Origin of the sequence: Streptomyces sp. NPDC058051, from assembly GCF_042885475.1 — a bacterium.
Lineage (GTDB): Bacteria > Actinomycetota > Actinomycetes > Streptomycetales > Streptomycetaceae > Streptomyces.
On sequence record NZ_JBHVRW010000021.1, the window covers coordinates 116,051 to 134,047 of the forward strand.

Genomic DNA, 17,997 nt, shown 5'->3' on the forward strand with positions numbered 1-17,997 from the left:
TGTCCTTATGACTCAACCCCGCGCACGTCCGGGGGTCACCGGTCGCACTCTCTCCCGAACGGGTGACATCAACTGCGGTGTGTTGCCGTCCGGTCCCGCTCCTGGTCACTCCGTGCGTCGTTCCGTGCGTCGCTCTGTCCGTCGTTCCGTGCGTCGCTGCTCCGTAGGTCGCTGCTCCGTGCGTCGGTCAGGAACAGCCGCCGCACCACGCGTTCGGCCGCGTGCCCGTCGTCGTAGGGGCAGAAGCGTGCGCGGAACGCCGTCCGGAGCTCCGCCGTCCGCGCCGAGCGCCACTCCCCTGTCCTGAACAGCTCCAGCAGCTCGTCGTCGGTGGTGGAGACGGCCCCCGGGGTGTCGCCGGGGCGTCCGGAGAGCAGATCGAAGTAGGTCCCTCGCGAGGCCCGGTAGGCGGCCCAGTCCGGGACGTGGCTGATGATCGGGCGGTCCAGGCAGGCGTAGTCGAACATCAGCGACGAGTAGTCGGTGATCAACGCGTCGGAGACCAGGCAGAGTTCCTCGACCGATGGATGCCCCGTCACGTCCACCACGCGCGCGTGGTCCAGCCGCGCCGCACGGCCGTAGAAGTAGTGCGCCCGGACCAGCACCACGTAGTCCGGGCCCAGTTCGCGGGCCAGGCGGTCCAGATCGAGGTGCGGGACGAAGCCCTTGCGGTAGTCGCGGTGGGTGGGTGCGTACAGCAGGACGGTCCGGTCCGGGCCGAGGGAGAGGTGCTGCCGGATCGCGGCCGTCCGCTCGGGGGTGGCGGTGAAGAAGATGTCGTTGCGCGGATAGCCGAGGTTCAGGTGCTCGTATCGGGACGGGTAGACCCGGTCCCAGATCTCGGTGGTGTGCGGGTTGGCGGAGAGGGAGAAGTCCCACTGGTCGGCGTGGGCGACGATCTTCTCGAAGCTGATGCCGTTGGTGAGGGCCGGATAGGGCCGCTGGTCCAGTCCCATGGTCTTCAGCGGGGTGCCGTGGTGCGTCTGGAGATAGCGCTGGCCGGGGCGTTTGGTGAAGCCGCCGGGGAAGCTGGAGTTGTTGATCAGGTAGGTGGCGGTGGCCATGACCCGCCAGTAGGCGCGGGAGCCCTCGATGACGTACGGAATGCCGGGCGGCATGCGGTCGCGGTGCCGGGAGGAGACGACCCAGACACCTCGGATGTGCGGGGCGAGTTCGAGGGCCTTGGCGTGGATCGCGGCCGGGTTGCAGGCGACTCCCCGGTTCCAGTAGGCGCCGTACACCGCGAGGCCGGGATCCAGGGGCCGGCGCAGGTCCGTGCGGTACGCGGCGCGCATGACGCGGGCCCGGAGCGTCTTCTTGTGGCGGCGCAGGACGACCCGGGTGCGGGCGTGACCGGCACGGACGGCCTCCCGGGCGCGGTGGGCGGTGTAGCTGCCGGGCAGGGCGGCGGCGCGGTGGAAGGCGGCGCGGTCCTCGGGAGCGATCCGGCCGGGGTCGGCGAGGACGGCGCGCAGGTGGCGGGTGCGTGCCGCCTGGATCCGCGGGTCGTGGCCGGTCCGGTCGAGCAGCCGTGCGTAGGCGTCGAGGATCGCGAAGTGGTGGCGTCCCGGGGTGGTGGCGAAGGTGCCGGAGCGGCGGACGCGGTGGCGGACACAGATCCGGTCGAGGGTGTCGAGCGTGCCGGCGTCGGAGGCGAGGAGAGCGGCGCGCAGGAGAGGGAGGACGTCCTCGTAGGGGCTGTCGGTGAAGTGGAGGCCGTGCGCGGTCCAGAAGGCGCGGCGGAAGAGGCGCGGGGTGTCGGTGCACAAGCCCTCGGCGACGGGGGCCGGGGACGGAGAGGCGGTGGCCCGGGACACAACCGCAGCCTCGCGAGACGGAGGAGCGGGCGCCGGGGGCGGAGAGGCGGTGGCCCGGGACACAACCGCAGCCGCCGGGGACGGCCGGGCGGGGGGAACCGCAGCCTCGCGAGACGGCGGAGCGGGGGCCGGGGACGAGATGTCGCCCCACCAGTCGACGCGGTCGTGTCCGAGGAGGAGCACGTCCGGTTCGCCTCCCGCCAGCCGTGCGGCGACCGCTTCCAGAGCACCCGGTCGCAGCACGTCGTCGCCGTCGAGGAAGAGGAGGTACCGGCCGCGCGCCTCGGCGGCCCCGGCGTTGCGGGCCGGCCCGGCCCCGCGGTGCTCGGGAAGGGTGAGCACCCTGACCCTGGGGTCGCGCGCCGCGAACTCGGCGGCGATCCGGGCACTGCCGTCCCCCGACGCGTCGTCGACGACGAGGAGCTCCCACGCACCCGGGCCCTGGTCGAGTACGGATTCCAGGCTCGCCCTGAGATAGCCCTGAACGCGGTGGACGGGCACGACAACACTGAGGAGCATGGCAGCCGAGCGTAATCGCGCAGTCACCGTGCGCCGAATCACACGTTCACCCGTTCGGGGCAGTGCCGGTGACCCGGGACGTCCGCCCCGGTTGTCCGGGCATGAAGCCGCGCCTCAGTGTCGTCGTTCCGGTCCACAACGTCGAGGACTATCTGGAGGACTGCCTGCGATCGGTGGCCGAACAGTCGGTCACCGACATCGAGGTGGTCCTCGTCGACGACGGTTCGACGGACGGCAGCGCGGCCGTCGCCATGCTGTTCGCCGCCCGCGACAGCCGCTTCCGCTACGTGCACCAGCGCAACGCCGGGCTGAGCGCGGCCCGCAACACGGGCGTGCGGCACACCACCGCGGACGTGCCGTATCTGGCGTTCGTCGACAGCGACGACATCGTCGTCCACGACGCCTTCGAGCGGATGCTGGCCTCGCTGGAGTCGACCGGCTCCGACCTCGCCACCGGCAATGTGTGGCGGCTGACCGAGCAGGGGCGGCAGCAGGCCTGGCAGTACCGCTGGCTGACCGCGACCCGGGCCCGCACCCACATCAGCCGCGATCCGCGACTGCTCGCCGACCGGGTCGCCTGGAACAAGGTGTTCCGCCGCTCGTTCTGGGACCGGCACGCCTTCACCTTCCCGGAGGGAAAGCTCTACGAGGACACCCCGGTGATGATCCCGGCACACTTCCTCGCCGGCTCGGTCGACGTGCTGCACGAGCACGTCTACTACTGGCGGGTGCGGGAGGGGTCGATCACCCGGCGGCGTACGGATGTGCGGGGCGTGCGGGACCGGATCTCGGCGTGCGAGCAGGTCAGCGCGTTCCTCGCGGGACGGAGCGGGGTGGCGAACGGCGGCGCGCGGCGCCGTTACGACCTCTCCTGCCTGCGCGACGACTTCGTGTACTTCCTGGAGGGGCTCGCGATGGGCGGGCCCGAGTACCGGGACGCCTTCATGACGGACGCGGGGGCGTTCCTGGAGCGGATGGAGCGGATGGACGGAGCGGCCAGGTCGGGCCGGGCCGTCGCCCATGAGCTGCCGGTGGAACTGCGGCTCAAGTGGCAACTGGTGAAGGAACGCAGACTTCCGGACCTGCTCAAGGTGCTCGCCTTCGAACGGGACAACGGCACCGGGACGTTCACGGTCGGTGGCGTACCGGGGCGGCGGCTGGCCGGCTTCCCCGGCGTCCCGGACACCGCCCGGCTCGCCCGTACCGACCTCCCGGCCGTGGCACGGCTGCTGGAGGCCCAGTGGGGCGACGACGGGAAGCTGCGGCTGCGTGGTTACGCGTACATCCGCAATCTGCCGGCCGCCGCGCCGCACCACTCGCTGAAGGTGGGCATGGTGCGCGCGACCCGGGGCCAGCATCTGCGTACCGTGCCGGTGCGGAATGTGCTCGCACCGGAGGCGACCGTCAACTCGGGCCAGCAGCTGCACAGTTATGACCATTCGGGCTTCGAAATGACGCTCGACCCGCGGCGGCTGCGGCCCGGCGGCTGGCTGGTGGGCATGATGGTGGCCGCCCATGGCGCGGTCCGCCGCGTGGCGGTACGGGCCGTGGAGGCGGGGGCCGTGCAGCCGCTCGTCCACGACCTGGGCGACGGGCGGCGGGCGGTGCTCGACTACCTGGGCGGGCGGCTCAGGCTGACCGTGACGCAGGTGCCGGCCCGGTGCGAGTCCCACCGCATCGGCGGGGCGCTGGAGTTGACCGGCCGGCTGTACGGGGGCGCCCGGCCGAAGGCCCTGGTGCTGACCTGCGAAGGGGTGGCGGACCAGGAGTTCGGCCACCCGGTCGAGTGCCTGGCGGGTGATCGTTTCACCGTGCGCGTTCCGCTCGCCGACCTCGCCCAGATGGCAGCCGCGCCGCAGGCACCGCACCGGGCACCGCGCGAGGTCGAACCGGAGCCCGGCGGACGGTGGCGGGCGCGACTGGTGCTGGCGGACGGGTCGAGGGTGCCGCTGGCCGCCGCCCCGGAGACGGCCCCGCCGGTCGTGGCCGACGCGGCGGGCGAACTGGTGCTGGACCTGAGCGGGCAGCCGTTCGTGGACGCGGCGGCGTGGACGTCGGACGGTGCGCTGCGGGTGGAGGGGGTGACCGGCGCCGGGACGGGCGTACGACAGGACGAGGTCCCGGCCCATCTCGTGCTGCGGCACGAGACACTGCGCGAGAGGGTGATCGTGCCCGTCACGCACGCGCCCCCGCGTGCGGGGACGTACGAGGAGGCACGCCCCGGGGCGTACGAGGAGGCTCGCCCGGGGGCGCCCGAAGAGGCGGGCGAGGGGGCCGGCAGGGAGGTCTACGAGGGGCTCCGCTTCACCGCGTTCCTCGCGCCCTCGGTGGCCGCGGGGCTGCACGAGGGCCGCTGGGACGCGTATCTGGGCGGCCGGCCGGTCCGGGTGCTGACCGCACTCGCCTCCCGCCTGCCGCTGTGCCGCGCGACGGCGGACACCAGGGCCCCGGCGCCCGGCAGGGAGTTCGCTCTGGACCGCCGGTTCGGCGACCGGCTGACCGTGCAGGCCGGGCCGGTGCTCGCGGCCACCGAGCGGGGCGCGTACCGCCGGGCCGAACTGCGCGGCACGCACTATCCGACCCGGCGCGCGCTGCCTCTGCGGGACACCGTCCTCTACACGGGCGGCGACTCGCCGCGCGCCGTCCACACCGAACTCCTGCGCCGGGGCGTCGAGTCGGAGCACCTCTGGGTCACCGAAGGGCTCCACGGGCACGTGCCGTCCACCGCCGTCCCGGTCGTCGAGCACAGCGCCGCCTGGTACGAGGCGCTGGCGCGGTCGCGGCGGATCGTCACCGCCGACCAGTTGCCCGAGTGGTTCGAGCGGCGGCCCGGCCAGATCGTCGTGCAGACCTGGCACGGCACCCCGCTCGGCCGCTTCGGTACGGATCTGGGCGGCACCCTGTACGCCGATCACCACCGGCTCGCCTCGCTGCCGCACCGGGCGGCCCAGTGGTCCGTCCTGGTCTCCCCCAGCCGCCACTCCACCCCGCTGCTGCGCCGCGCTCTCGGGTACGGGGGCACGGTCCTGGAGGCGGGTTCCCCGGCCAACGACCTGCTCTTCTCGGCCGACCGGGACAAGACCGCCGAGCGGGTACGGCGCAGGCTCGGCATCGCGGACGGCCGCCGGATCGTGCTGTACGCGCCGACCTACCGCGACCAGTTGGCCCACCCCTCCCAAACCGGCGGCGGACGGCCCCGCTACCGCTGGGATCCGGCACTCGACCTGCCCGCCCTGGCGCGGTCCCTCGGCGACAGCCACACCGTGCTGGTGCGCCGCCATCCCCGGGTGACCGGGGGCGTGCCCGAGGGGTACGGCGTGCGCGACGTGTCGGCGCACCCGGACACCGCGGAGCTGCTGCTGATCGCCGATGTGCTGCTCACGGACTACGCGGGACTGATGTTCGACTACGCGCACACGGGCCGCCCGATGCTCTTCCACACGTACGACCTGGAGCACTACCGCGACACGGTGCGCGGCTTCTGCCTGGACTTCGAGACCCGGGCGCCGGGGCCGCTGCTCGTCGGCACGGACGAGATCGCCGGAATCCTCCGCGTTCCGGGCGCCCTGACCGCGTCGGCGGCCCGGCACGCGGAGGCGTACGAGAGCTTCCGCCGGGACTTCTGCGACCTGGACGACGGGCGGGCGGCGGCACGGGTCGCGGACCTGCTGCTCGCCGAGGAGTAGCGCCGCGGCCGGGAGGGTGCACGGGGAGGCTCGCGGTGGCGGGTGGCTCACGGTGGCGGGTGCGGCCCGCGGTGCGTGAGCCGTAGCGCTCGGTTCTTGAGTGCGGCGGGGCGCGTGAGCCGTAGCGCTCAGTTCTTGAGTGCGGCGACGGCGGATGCGGCCAGGTCGTCGAGGTACCCCTTGGGCAGCGGGGTGCGGACGACGGCGAGCCGCCAGTACAGCGGCCCGACGATCAGGTCCAGCGCACGGTCCGGGTCGCTGCCCTCGGGCAGTTCGCCGCGCGCCACGGCGTCCCGTACGACGACGGCGGCGATGCCCTGCTGCGGGTCCAGCAGGGCCGCCTTGATCGTCTCGGAGATCTCCGGGCTCCGGGCGGCCTCGACCAGCAGATCCGGGATGACCTGCGAGGCGACGGGGTGGCGCAGGGCGTAGGAGGCGAGCTCCAGTACGGCGCGGACGTCCCCGTACAGCGAACCGGTCGCCGGAGCCGGCATGCCCTGGACGGCGACCGCGGAGACCAGATCGAGGACCAGGGCCAGCTTGGACTTCCAACGGCGGTAGACGGCTGTCTTGCCCACGCCCGCGCGCCGGGCGATCCCCTCGATCGACATCCGGGCGAAGCCCACCGCGGCCAGCTCCTCGAAGACGGCGCTGCGAATCGCATCGGTGACGTCCTCGCGCAGCACAGCGGCTCCGGCGGGGACGCGGCGGCGGGTTCCCGGGTCGGTGGTCATGACCGAATCATAGTCCGTAGCGACGAAACGGTTGCGTTGCGACGCCACAGCGCCCTACCCTCGGCGTTGCGACGATACGGTCCCGTCCCGTCGGCCGTCGCGTCCCCCACTGCCCTCCCGTCGAAAGCGATCGTGGTGAGCCAGACAACAATCCCAGCGGCCCCGGCCGACACCTCTGCCGATGTGCCCCTCCCGGTGTACGCACCGGGTGAGCTCGCGGCACTCGCCGCCCGCCACGGACTGTCCATGAGCGGGGCCCGGCCGTCGCTCGGCGCGTACGTCCGACAGCTGTGGGGGCGGCGCCACTTCATCACGGCCTTCGCCACCGCCAAGCTGACCGCCCAGTACAGCCAGGCGAAGCTCGGCCAGATCTGGCAGATCATGACCCCGCTGCTGAACGCGACGGTCTACTACTTCATCTTCGGCGTCCTGATGAACACGAAGCGCAACGTCGAGGACTTCGTTCCGTTCCTCGTCACCGGCGTCTTCATCTGGACCTTCACCGCCAGTTCGATCACTGCGGGCACGCGTGCGATCAGCGGCAACCTCGGTCTCGTCCGGGCCCTGCACTTCCCGCGCGCCTCGCTGCCGATCGCGCTGGCCCTGCAGCAGCTCCAGCAGCTGCTCTTCTCGCTCGCCGCGCTGGTACTGATCCTGGTGGGGTTCGGGCAGTTCCCCAGGCCGTCCTGGCTGCTGGCGATACCGGCGCTGCTCCTCCAGGCGATGTTCAACACCGGTGTCTCCATGGTGGTGGCGCGGCTGGCCGCCCGGACACCGGACATCGCCCAGCTGATGCCGTTCATCCTGCGCACCTGGATGTACGCCTCCGGCGTCATGTGGAGCGTCGACACGATGCTCACGGGCGACCGGGTTCCGCACGCCGTGATGGTGATGCTGGAGTGCAATCCGGCCGCCGTCTTCATCGACCTGATGCGGTTCGCGCTCATCGACAGCTTCGGCGCGTCCCATCTGCCGCCCCATGTGTGGGCGATCGCCGCGGGCTGGGCGCTCGTCTGCGGCCTGGGTGGATTCGTGTACTTCTGGCAGGCGGAGGAGCGGTACGGACGTGGCTGACAACATGACGGACCACAGGACCGCCGACGGCGCGGTCACCGACGAGCGGGTGCCGACCGTCGTCGTGGACGACGTCCACATCACCTACAAGGTCCACGGCGCCCGGACCGGCAAGGGCAGTGCCACCTCGGCGCTGAGCCGGATCGTCTCGCGCCGGCAGAGCCCCGGGGTCCGCGAGGTGCACGCCGTGAAGGGGGTGAGCTTCGCCGCGTACAAGGGCGAGGCCATCGGCCTGATCGGCTCCAACGGCTCGGGGAAGTCCACGCTGCTGAAGGCGATCGCCGGCCTGCTGCCCGCGACGAAGGGCCGGGTGCACACCCAGGGCCAGCCCTCGCTGCTCGGGGTGAACGCGGCGCTGATGAGCGATCTGACCGGCGAACGCAACGTCGTGCTCGGCGGCCTCGCGATGGGCATGACGCGGGCCGAGATCCGCGAGCGCTACGACGGGATCGTCGACTTCTCCGGCATCAACGAGAAGGGCGACTTCATCACGCTCCCGATGCGGACGTACTCCTCCGGCATGGGCGCCCGGCTGCGCTTCTCGATCGCGGCCGCCAAGAGCCATGACGTCCTCCTGATCGACGAGGCGCTGTCCACCGGCGACGCCAGGTTCCAGAGCCGCAGCAAGGAGCGGATCAAGGAGCTGCGCGAGGAGGCCGGCACGGTCTTCCTGGTGAGCCACAGCAACAAGTCGATCACCGAGACCTGTGACCGGGCGATCTGGCTGGAGGCGGGAACACTGCGGATGGACGGTCCGGCGGACGAGATCGTGGCCGCGTACGAGAAGTTCACCGGCAAGAAGTAGCGGCGCGAACCACGGGCCGGGGTGAGCGGTCGGGGACAGCCGGGGCGACCCGGGCGAGCGGTCCGGAACAGCCCGGGCGAGCGGTCCGGCCGGGGCTGCTTGGGCGAGCAGCCAGGGCCTCCGGAGCGTAAACTCCCGTCTCACACCACGGGGTTGTCCGAACACCGCTCAAGGGGGACGCATGCGGGACGGCGTGCCGGAGCCGCTGCGGGCGGACGATCCGCGGGAGGTCTCCGGTTACGTCCTGCGAAGCCGGGTGGGCGAGGGCGGGATGGGCACGGTCTATCTCTCCCACACCCGCGGCGGCCAGCCCGTCGCGCTGAAGGTGATCCGCCGGGAACACTCCGAGAACCCGGCGTTCCGGGTGCGGTTCGCCCGGGAGGTGGCCGCGGCCCGCCGGGTCTCCGGCTACCACCTGGCGCAGGTCGTCGACCACAGCGCCGAGGGACCGCTGCCCTGGCTCGCCACGCAGTACGTCCCCGGCCTGCCGCTGGACGCCGCCCTCGACGCGTACGGCCCGCTGCCGATGTCCGCCGTGCTCCGGCTGACCGGCTGCCTCGCCGGCGCGCTGGACGCCGTCCATGCCGCGGGCGTCATCCATCGCGACGTCAAACCCGGCAATGTGCTGCTCGCGGCCGACGGCCCCTGGCTGCTCGACTTCGGCATCGCACGGGCGACGGACACCCGGACCCTCACCACGATGGGCCGGCTGGTCGGCAGCCCGAAGAACATGTCGCCCGAGCACGCGCTGGGCAGACAACTGACGCCCGCGTCCGACGTGTTCGCGCTCGGCCTGCTGGCCGCCGAGGCCGCCACCGGGCAGCATCCGTACGGACGCGGCCACGGACTCGCCGTCGCCGCCCGCATCGCGGGCACCGACCGCGAACCCCCGCGCCTGGACCACCATCCGGAGCCGCTGCGCCGGGTGATCGGGCTCTGCCTGGCGGCCCGGCCCGAGGAGCGGCCCACGGCCGCCGCCGTCGCCGAGCTGTGCCGGCAGGCGCTCGACACGGGCGGCGGGCGCGGGCTGCGGGACTTCGGTGGCTGGCTGCCCGCGCCGGTGGCGTCGGCCGTGGCACGGATCGAGACGGCGACGCGGTCCCGCCCGTCCTCGTCCACCCCCATCTACCTGCCGACCGTCCGTGATCCGTCGGCCGGAGACCGGACCTGGCGGATCCGCCGAACGACCGAACCGGAGTGAGGCAACGACCGCACCGGAGCGAGGTGATGACGAGCCGTCATCTGTCGTAGGCTCCCACCCGGTCACATTCGGCTGTGCGAGCGGGGGAGGCTCCCATCAGTACCGGCGTCGGCGACATACTCACGCCCCTCGGCCCCGACGATCCACGCGAGACCGCCGGATACCGGCTGCTCGCCCGGATCGGCGAGGGCGGCATGGGCACGGTCTACCTCTCGCACACCCGGGGCGGTCAGGCGGTCGCGCTGAAGCTCATCCGCCGCGAGTTCGGCGACGACCCCGAATTCCGGCTCCGGTTCGAGCAGGAGGTGCAGGCCGCCCGACGGGTGCAGGGCTACCACCTGGTGCCGGTGGTCGACCACGACACCTCCGGCGGGCAGCCCTGGCTCGCCTCGGTGTTCGTGCCCGGCATGGCGCTCCAGTCGGCGCTGGACGCCCACGGGCCGCTGCCACTGCCCACCGTCTTCCGGCTCATCGGCTGCACGGCCCAGGCGCTCGCCGCCATCCACGCGGCCGGAGTCGTCCACCGCGATCTGAAGCCCGGCAACATCCTGCTCGGGGCGACGGGCCCGTACGTCATCGACTTCGGGATCGCCCGCGCCGCCGACGCCACCCAGCTCACGCGCAGCGGCGGACTGATCGGCACCCCGCAGTTCATGTCGCCCGAGCACGCGCTCGGAGAGCAGGTCGGCGGGGCCACCGACGTCTTCTCGCTCGGCCTGATCGCGGCCCTCGCGGCAACCGGCCGGCATCCTTACGGGACGGGCGGGGCAATGACCGTCGCCGCCCAGATCGCCAACACCGAGCACCGCCCTCCCCGGCTGGACGGCTATCCGCAGGAGCTGCGCCCGCTGCTGGAACGCTGCCTCGCCGCCGCCCCGGGGGCGCGCATCACCCCCACCGAACTCGCCGCCCTGTGCGAGCAGTCGGCGGGCCGGCCACTGCGCGAGTCCGACGGCTGGCTCCCCGGGTCGCTCGCCGCGGAGATCGCCCGCCGGGAGCAGGCGGCACAACGGCCCCCGCAGCCGGCCGGTACTCCGACGCTGCCCCCGCAGCCGGCCGGCACCCCCACCGTGCCCCCGCACCCGGTCGGCACGGCCACGGTGCCGGCGTACCCACCGGGTGCGGGCACCACCGTTCCCGCCGACCCGGTGCCGCCGGGCGCGCCGGCCGGATACGCGGCGGCGCCGCCCAAATCCGACCGGCCCGCCACGCATCAGCAGGCCATGTACGTCCCGCCCCCGCCCGCCCACCCCACGCCGTCGACCGTGCCCGGACCGGCAGCGGCGACTGCGCCCGTCCCGAAGTCGCGCCGGGCGGTGCGGGTCGTGGCGGCGGCCGGGGTGGCGCTGCTGCTGGTCGCGGGGACATGGGTGATCGCCACCCGCACCAATGACACGGGCGGTGACAAGGGCGGCGACACCACGCACGCCGACGACACGCACAGCGACCGGTCGCCGTCCCCGCAGCCGGACCCGGAACCGTCCGGCTCCGCCTCGTCCGGATCGTCCGGATCGTCCGGATCGTCCGGGCAGCAGAGCAGCTACCAGGTGGTCTTCAAGGACCGTCCGTTCGCGCTGCGGGCACCCGCCGAACCGAGTGTCATCGGAGTCGATCTCGACGAGCCGCGGGTCGCGGGCCCCGACGAATTCACCGACAGCGACGACGAACTGGAGCTGAGCGAGGTGTCCGGCGGCCGTTGGACGTTCCGCACACCGATGGGCAAGAGCACCGGAGCGACTCCGGAGGAGTGCCTGCAGGGCTCGCAGTCCGACGTCCTGCCGTCCACGATCGAGGAAAAGGAGCTCCAGCGCGGCCAGACCCTGCCGGTCGGCACCCGTCTCTGCACGGTGACGTCCGAAGGAAATCTCGCCATGCTGAAGATCACCAAGGTGGAGAGTCGCAGCACCAACGATCTGCCGGACTACTTCACCGAACTCACCCTGTGGGAGCGGTAGGCACACCACCGCCGCGGGTGGGCGCAGACGGTCGGCCCAGCCTGGTGAACGGGGACGGGGCGGTTGCCGGGCTCCCCCGGCAACCGCCCCGTCCTCCTCACTCGTTCCTACGCGTTCCTACGCGTGCGTGCGAACGCGTTCCTACGCGTGCGTGCGAACGCGTTCCTACGCGTGCGTGCGCAGCAGCGTCCGCATCGTCCGCATGGCCACCGACAGGTTCGCCAGGTCGAACGCGTCCGAACCCTGGATCTCCTCAAGCGTGGAGCGCGACCGGGTGAGGATCGCGGCGTTCTTCTCCTCCCAGGACATGAACCGCTCCTCCGGGGTGGCGGTGCCGTTGCCCACGGCCAGCACGTCCGCGGTGAGCGCGGCGTGCGCGGCGTACAGGTCCTCGCGGATGGAGGCCCGGGCCATGGACTGCCAGCGGTCGGCCCGCGGCAGCTCGATGATCCGGTCCATCAGCTGGGTGATGCCCAGCCGGTCCGCGAGGTCGTAGTACACCTCGGCGACGGAGAGCGGGTCCTTGCCGGTGCGCTCCGCGATCGCCACGATGTCCAGTGCCGGGAAGGCGGAGGAGAATCCGGCGACCCGCTGGGCCAGTTCGCCCGGGACGCCCGCCTCGGCGAGCTCGTCCAGGATCGACTGGTACCAGTCCAGGTCGGCACCCCTCAGCATCTTGGGCAGTTCGGCCCAGACCTCCTCGACACCCGACTTGAAGAACTCGATCGTGCCGGCGATCTCCAGCGGTTGCGGCCGGTTGCCGAGCAGCCAGCGTGAACCGCGCTCGACGAGCCGGCGCGAGTGCAGCCGGATCCGGGTCTGCACATCGGCGGCGACCTTGTTGTCGAGCGCCTCCACGGCGTCCCACACCTGGCCGAGGCCGAAGATCTCGCGGGCCGCGAACTGCGTCCGCACGATCTCCCCGATCGACGCCCCGGTCTCTTCCCGCAGGCGGTGCAGGAAGGTCGAACCACCGGTGTTCACGGTGTCGTTGACCAGGACCGTGGTGATGATCTCGCGGCGCAGCGCGTGGCCGTCGACCGCCTCGGGGAACTGCTCGCGCAGTTGCTGCGGGAAGTAGGCGTGCAGCAGCTTCTGCAGGTGCGGGTCGTCCGGCAGGCTGGTCCGGATCAGCTCCCGGGCCGCCGTGATCTTCGTGTACGCGAGCAGCACGGCCAGTTCGGGCTGGCTGAGCCCCCTGCCGGCGTTCAGCAGCTCGCGGATCTGCCGGTCGCTGGGCAGGAACTCCAGCCCGCGGTCGAGATCCCCGTCGCGGCCCAGCCGGCGCATGAAGCGCTGGTGGGCGTGGAGCAGGGAGGACGACTGGGCCGTGGCGTTGGCGAGGGCCACGTTCTGCGCGTAGTTGTTGCGCAGCACCAGGTGGCCGATCTCGTCGGTCATCTCGGCGAGCAGCTTGTTGCGCTGCTTGACGGTCATGTCGCCGTCCCGGACGAGACCGTTGAGCAGGATCTTGATGTTCACCTCGTGGTCGGAGGTGTCCACACCGGCGCTGTTGTCGATCGCGTCGGTGTTGATCCGGCCGCCGTTGCGGGCGAACTCGATCCGGCCGAGCTGGGTGGCACCGAGGTTGCCGCCCTCTCCGACGACCTTGGCCCGCAGATCCTGGCCATTGACGCGGATCGGGTCGTTGGCCTTGTCGCCGACGTCCGGGTTCGACTCGGTGGAGGACTTGATGTAGGTGCCGATGCCACCGTTCCACAGCAGGTCGACGCGGGCCTTGAGGATGGTCTGCATCAGCTCGGCGGGCGTCATCTTCGTGATCCCCGACTCGATGCCGAGTGCCTCGCGGATGTGCGCGTTGACCGGGATGGACTTGGCGCTGCGCGGGTGGATGCCACCGCCCGCGGAGAGCAGCGCCTTGTCGTAGTCGGCCCAGGAGCTGCGCGGCAGGTCGAAGAGGCGGCGTCGCTCGGCGAAGGAAGTGGCGGCGTCGGGGTTCGGGTCGATGAAGATGTGCCGGTGGTCGAAGGCGGCGACGAGCCGGATGTGCTCGGAGAGCAGCATGCCGTTGCCGAACACGTCACCCGACATGTCACCGACACCGACGACGGTGAAGTCCTCGGTCTGGGTGTCGTGGCCGAGCTCGCGGAAGTGCCGCTTGACGGACTCCCAGGCGCCGCGGGCGGTGATGCCCATGCCCTTGTGGTCGTAACCGGCGGAACCGCCGGAGGCGAACGCGTCGCCGAGCCAGAAGCCGTACGAGACGGCGACCTCGTTGGCGATGTCGGAGAACTTCGCGGTGCCCTTGTCGGCGGCGACGACCAGGTAGGTGTCGTCCTCGTCGTGGCGGACGACGTCCCTGGGCGGCACGACCTCGCCGGCCACCATGTTGTCGGTGATGTCGAGCAGCGCAGAGATGAAGGTGCGGTAGGAGGCGATGCCCTCGGCCATCCAGGCGTCACGGTCGACGGCCGGGTCCGGGAGACGCTTGGCGACGAAGCCGCCCTTGGCACCGACCGGCACGATGACGGTGTTCTTCACCATCTGCGCCTTGACCAGGCCGAGGATCTCCGTACGGAAGTCCTCGCGCCGGTCCGACCAGCGCAGACCGCCTCGGGCGACCTTGCCGAAGCGCAGGTGCACGCCCTCGACACGCGGCGAGTAGACCCAGATCTCGAACGCCGGGCGGGGCGCCGGAAGGTCCGGGATGGACTGCGGGTCGAACTTCATCGAGACATAGCCGTGCGGTTTGCCGTCCTCGGCCGTCTGGAAGAAGTTGGTGCGCAGGGTGGCCTTGATGACGGTGAGGAAGGACCGCAGGATCCGGTCCTCGTCGAGCGAGGCGACCTGGTCCAGGGCCCCGTCCAGCTCTTCGAGGAGCCCGTCGGTCAGCTCCGTGCCGGCCCGCTGGCGCTCGGGCGACATCCGTGCCTCGAAGAGCGAGACCAGCAGCCGGGTGGTGTGCACGTTGTTGCGGAGCGTGCTCTCCATGTAGTCCTGGCTGAAGGTGGACCCGGCCTGCCGCAGGTACTTCGCGTAGGCGCGCAGCACCATCGCCTGCCGCCAGCTCAGACCGGCGCCCAGCACGAGCGAGTTGAAGCCGTCGTTCTCGGCCGCACCGGTCCACACCGCGGCGAAGGCGTCCTGGAACCGGTCGCGGGCGTCGTCGGCGAGGTAGTTGCCGTTGCCGTTCGTCTGCGGCATCCGCAGGCCGAAGTCGTAGATCCAGGCGTGGGTACGGTCCGCGCAGCGCAGCTCGTACGGACGCTCGTCGACGACCTCGACGCCGAGCCGCTGGAGCGCCGGGAGCACGGCGGAGAGGGAGACCTGCTCGCCGGTCCGGTAGATCTTGAAGCGGCGCTCGCCGGGGGCGGCACCGACCGGCTCGTACAGGCTGAGGGCGAAGTCCTTCTCGTCCTTCTTGAGCGCTTCGAGGTGGACCAGGTCCGCCACGGCGGCGCGGGGCGTGTGGTCGGCCTTGTAGCCCTCGGGGAAGGAGTGGCCGTACTGGCGGAGCAGTTCGGCGGCGCGCTCCTCACCGCATTCGGCGCTCAGCGCCTCCTGGAAGCCGTCGGCCCACGAGCGGGCGGCCTCGACGAGCCGGGCCTCGATGCGGTCGGTCTCGGCGTCGGTGAGGTCGGGCAGCTCGGTACCGGGTGCGACCCGGACGACGAAGTGCAGCCGGGAGAGGATCGACTCGGTGTTCCAGGCGGTGAAGTCGACGCTGGTGCCGGCCAGTTCCTCCTTGAGGATGTCGATCAGACGGATCCGCACACCGGTGGTGTAGCGGTCGCGCGGCAGGTAGACGATCGCGGAGTAGTAGCGCCCGTACTCGTCCTGGCGCAGGTAGAGCCGCAGCCGCCGGCGCTCCTGGAGGTAGAGCACGGAGGTGACGACGGAGCGCAGCTGGTCGACGGGCGTCTGGAACAGCTCGTCGCGCGGGTACGTCTCCAGGATCTGCAACAGGTCGCGGCCGTCGTGGCTGTTGGGCGAGAAGCCCGCGCCGTCCAGCACCTCGGCGACCTTGCGGCGGATGACGGGCACCCGGCGCACGGACTCGGTGTAGGCGGCGGACGAGAACAGCCCGAGGAAACGGCGCTCACCGATGACATTGCCGTCGGCGTCGAACTTCTTCACACCGACGTAGTCGAGATAGCTGGGGCGGTGGACGGTCGCCCGGCTGTTCGCCTTGGTGAGGATGAGGAGCTTGCGCTCGCGGGCCTTGGCCCGGGCGTCGGCGGGCAGCCGGTCGAAGGACGGGCTGACGGGGTGCGCCTCGTCGACGCTGTGGTGCGGGTCCGAGCGCAGGATGCCGAGGCCGGTGCCGGGCACGGCGGCCAGCGCGTCGCCGTCCCTCAGTTCGTACTCGCGGTAGCCGAGGAAGGTGAAGTGGTCGGCGGCGAGCCAGCGCAGCAGCTCCCTGGCCTCGTTCACCTCTTCGTCGGCGAGGTCGTCGAGCGGCTCGCCGGGCAGCTCGTCGGCGATGCGCAGGGCGGCTTCGCGCATCTTCTCCCAGTCCTCGACGGTCTCCCGCACGTCGGACAGCACCCGCAGCAGATCGGCGGCGATCTGCTGGAGGTCGGAGCGGTCCGTCTCGCGGTCGATCTCGACGTGGATCCAGGATTCGACGAGCGCGTCGTGCGGCAGCTCGGCCCCGGCGTCCTTGCGGGCCTGCGGGTCCTTCGAGAGGCCGTTGCCCTCGGCCAGGACCTCGATGAGCTTGCCGGTGACGTCACGGCGTACGACGACCTGCGGGTGGATCACGACATGGATGCCGCGCCCCTGCCGGGACAGTTCGTTGGTGACGGAGTCGACCAGGAACGGCATGTCGTCGGTGACGACCTCGACGACGGAGTGGCTGCACGTCCAGCCGTTCTCCTCGACGGTCGGGGTGTGCACCCGGACGTTCGCCGTGCCCTGCGGGCGGGTCTCCGCGAGCCGGTAGTGGGAGGAGGCCGCACCGAAGACGTCCACGGGGTCACGGCCCGCGATGTCCTCCGGAGCGGTGTGCAGGTAGTAGCGCTGGAGGTAGGCGAGGAGTACGTCCTGCCCGGGGCCCTCCCGGTCGGCCCCGGTCGCCGTGCCGCGTACCCGGGCGGTACCGCCCGGGCCACCGACACCACCGCCGGGGCTGTTGTCAGCTACCTTGGCGGCCCGTGCGAGCAGCTCGGCCTTGGCTTCGTCCAGCTTGGTCTGCATGTCCTCTGGCTCCTGTCGCGCGCCGTTGCGTGACGTAGGTGTAAAAAACGACGTACCGCCACGACACGGGGTTTCCGGTCTGGGTCGACGCTATGCCGCTATGAGAGATGCCCGGGACCATATTGGCCTTTTTTGGCAGTCGGTCCGGGCTGCGAGGATCAGTGGCGGCCCGGGTGCTGTGGCACTCCGGGCGCAGGCCGGGGGCTTCGCTGCCCCCGAGGCGTATCGCGCTGATCACGGGGTCCAGGCTATCTCGCCCGCCCCCGTCGCCGTCACGAGCCGTATGTGTACAAAAGATGGCCACGAACTTTGACACTCTGGACAGCGCGTCGGCCCGTAGTGCCGCACTCTGGTAGACGGAACAGGCCGACGAACCGTGGGAGCCCGCCATGGCACCGAAGATCCTGATCGTCACCGGCGACGCCGCCGAGTCCCTGGAAGTCCTCTATCCGTACCAGCGGCTGCGCGAGGAGGGGTACGACGTCCACATCGCGGCCCCCGCCCGCAAGACGCTCCGCTTCGTGGTCCACGACTTCGAGCCCGGCTTCGACACGTACACCGAGAAGCCCGGCTACACCTGGCCCGCCGACCTGGCCTTCTCCGAGGTGGATCCCGGAAACTACGTGGCCCTGGTCGTCCCGGGCGGCCGGGCCCCCGAGTATCTGCGCAACGACGCGGAGCTTCGCAAGATCCTCAAGGCGTTCTTCGACTCGGACCGCCCGGTGGCCCAGATCTGCCACGGCCCGCTGATGACGGCGGCGACCGGCGCACTGGCCGGCCGGCACGTCACCGCGTACCCCGCGCTGGAACTCGACATGCAGGCGGCGGGAGCCACCTTCGAGGACCACGAAGCGGTGGTCGACGGCACCCTGGTCTCGTCCCGCGCGTGGCCGGACCATTCGGCGTGGATGCGCGAATTCCTGAAGGTGCTCCGCACCAAGGCCCCCGTGACCACCTGACGACGCCCGGAGGGGCCGGCCCCACCCCGCCCCGCCTCTGCCGTCCTCGCCGTCCGCCCCTCTGTTGCCCAGCTGTCCGGGCGGCTC

General features: G+C 71.6%; 9 protein-coding genes. 6 read left to right on the top strand and 3 right to left on the bottom strand.

Annotated elements, in window-relative coordinates; translation table 11 throughout:
- Positions 1 to 68 precede the first annotated feature (68 nt).
- Positions 69 to 2,336, bottom strand: a complete 2,268-nt coding sequence (locus ACFVUT_RS28035; protein WP_389659470.1) for a CDP-glycerol glycerophosphotransferase family protein — start codon at positions 2,334 to 2,336, stop codon at positions 69 to 71.
- A 101-nt stretch (positions 2,337 to 2,437) separates the two neighbouring features.
- Between ACFVUT_RS28035 and ACFVUT_RS28040 the strand changes: the two genes are divergently transcribed.
- The gene (locus ACFVUT_RS28040) at positions 2,438 to 6,022 is read left to right on the top strand and encodes a CDP-glycerol glycerophosphotransferase family protein (protein WP_389659467.1); all 3,585 of its coding nucleotides are present in this window, start codon (positions 2,438 to 2,440) and stop codon (positions 6,020 to 6,022) included.
- A 128-nt stretch (positions 6,023 to 6,150) separates the two neighbouring features.
- Here the strand turns inward: ACFVUT_RS28040 and ACFVUT_RS28045 are convergent, their stop codons facing one another.
- Positions 6,151 to 6,756 carry a TetR/AcrR family transcriptional regulator gene (locus tag ACFVUT_RS28045; RefSeq protein ID WP_389659464.1) on the bottom strand — a complete coding sequence of 202 codons (606 nt, stop codon included), beginning with the start codon at positions 6,754 to 6,756 and terminating at the stop codon, positions 6,151 to 6,153.
- A 132-nt stretch (positions 6,757 to 6,888) separates the two neighbouring features.
- On the opposite strand from ACFVUT_RS28045, the gene ACFVUT_RS28050 reads away from it, so the two are divergent.
- The 4 genes from ACFVUT_RS28050 to ACFVUT_RS28065 all read left to right on the top strand — a co-directional run bounded on the left by ACFVUT_RS28050 (position 6,889) and on the right by ACFVUT_RS28065 (position 11,791).
- Entirely contained in the window at positions 6,889 to 7,830 is a 942-nt protein-coding gene (locus ACFVUT_RS28050; RefSeq protein WP_389659461.1) for an ABC transporter permease, read from the top strand.
- Between the two features lie 4 nt (positions 7,831 to 7,834).
- Complete coding sequence (locus tag ACFVUT_RS28055; RefSeq protein WP_389659509.1) at positions 7,835 to 8,635, top strand: ABC transporter ATP-binding protein; 801 nt, start codon at positions 7,835 to 7,837, stop codon at positions 8,633 to 8,635.
- 181 nt (positions 8,636 to 8,816) lie between these two features.
- Positions 8,817 to 9,836: a serine/threonine-protein kinase gene (locus tag ACFVUT_RS28060; RefSeq protein WP_389659458.1), complete on the top strand. Its 1,020-nt coding sequence runs from the start codon at positions 8,817 to 8,819 to the stop codon at positions 9,834 to 9,836.
- 74 nt (positions 9,837 to 9,910) lie between these two features.
- Positions 9,911 to 11,791 (top strand): protein kinase, encoded by a 1,881-nt coding sequence (locus ACFVUT_RS28065; protein ID WP_389659455.1) that lies wholly within the window; start codon positions 9,911 to 9,913, stop codon positions 11,789 to 11,791.
- A gap of 165 nt (positions 11,792 to 11,956) precedes the next feature.
- Here the strand turns inward: ACFVUT_RS28065 and ACFVUT_RS28070 are convergent, their stop codons facing one another.
- Positions 11,957 to 16,951 carry an NAD-glutamate dehydrogenase gene (locus ACFVUT_RS28070; protein WP_389659452.1) on the bottom strand — a complete coding sequence of 1,665 codons (4,995 nt, stop codon included), beginning with the start codon at positions 16,949 to 16,951 and terminating at the stop codon, positions 11,957 to 11,959.
- A gap of 389 nt (positions 16,952 to 17,340) precedes the next feature.
- On the opposite strand from ACFVUT_RS28070, the gene ACFVUT_RS28075 reads away from it, so the two are divergent.
- Complete coding sequence (locus ACFVUT_RS28075) at positions 17,341 to 17,910, top strand: DJ-1/PfpI family protein (protein WP_389659449.1); 570 nt, start codon at positions 17,341 to 17,343, stop codon at positions 17,908 to 17,910.
- Positions 17,911 to 17,997 lie beyond the last annotated feature (87 nt).

What these genes read in the sequence shown, in the direction of transcription:
- ACFVUT_RS28060 (WP_389659458.1), top strand. Translation starts at nt 8,817, where the DNA reads ATGCGGGACGGCGTGCCGGAGCCGCTGCGGGCGGACGATCCGCGGGAG.
- ACFVUT_RS28075 (WP_389659449.1), top strand. Translation starts at nt 17,341, where the DNA reads ATGGCACCGAAGATCCTGATCGTCACCGGCGACGCCGCCGAGTCCCTG.
- ACFVUT_RS28070 (WP_389659452.1), bottom strand. Translation starts at nt 16,951, where the DNA reads ATGCAGACCAAGCTGGACGAAGCCAAGGCCGAGCTGCTCGCACGGGCC.
- ACFVUT_RS28045 (WP_389659464.1), bottom strand. Translation starts at nt 6,756, where the DNA reads ATGACCACCGACCCGGGAACCCGCCGCCGCGTCCCCGCCGGAGCCGCT.
- ACFVUT_RS28055 (WP_389659509.1), top strand. Translation starts at nt 7,835, where the DNA reads ATGACGGACCACAGGACCGCCGACGGCGCGGTCACCGACGAGCGGGTG.
- ACFVUT_RS28035 (WP_389659470.1), bottom strand. Translation starts at nt 2,336, where the DNA reads ATGCTCCTCAGTGTTGTCGTGCCCGTCCACCGCGTTCAGGGCTATCTC.
- ACFVUT_RS28040 (WP_389659467.1), top strand. Translation starts at nt 2,438, where the DNA reads ATGAAGCCGCGCCTCAGTGTCGTCGTTCCGGTCCACAACGTCGAGGAC.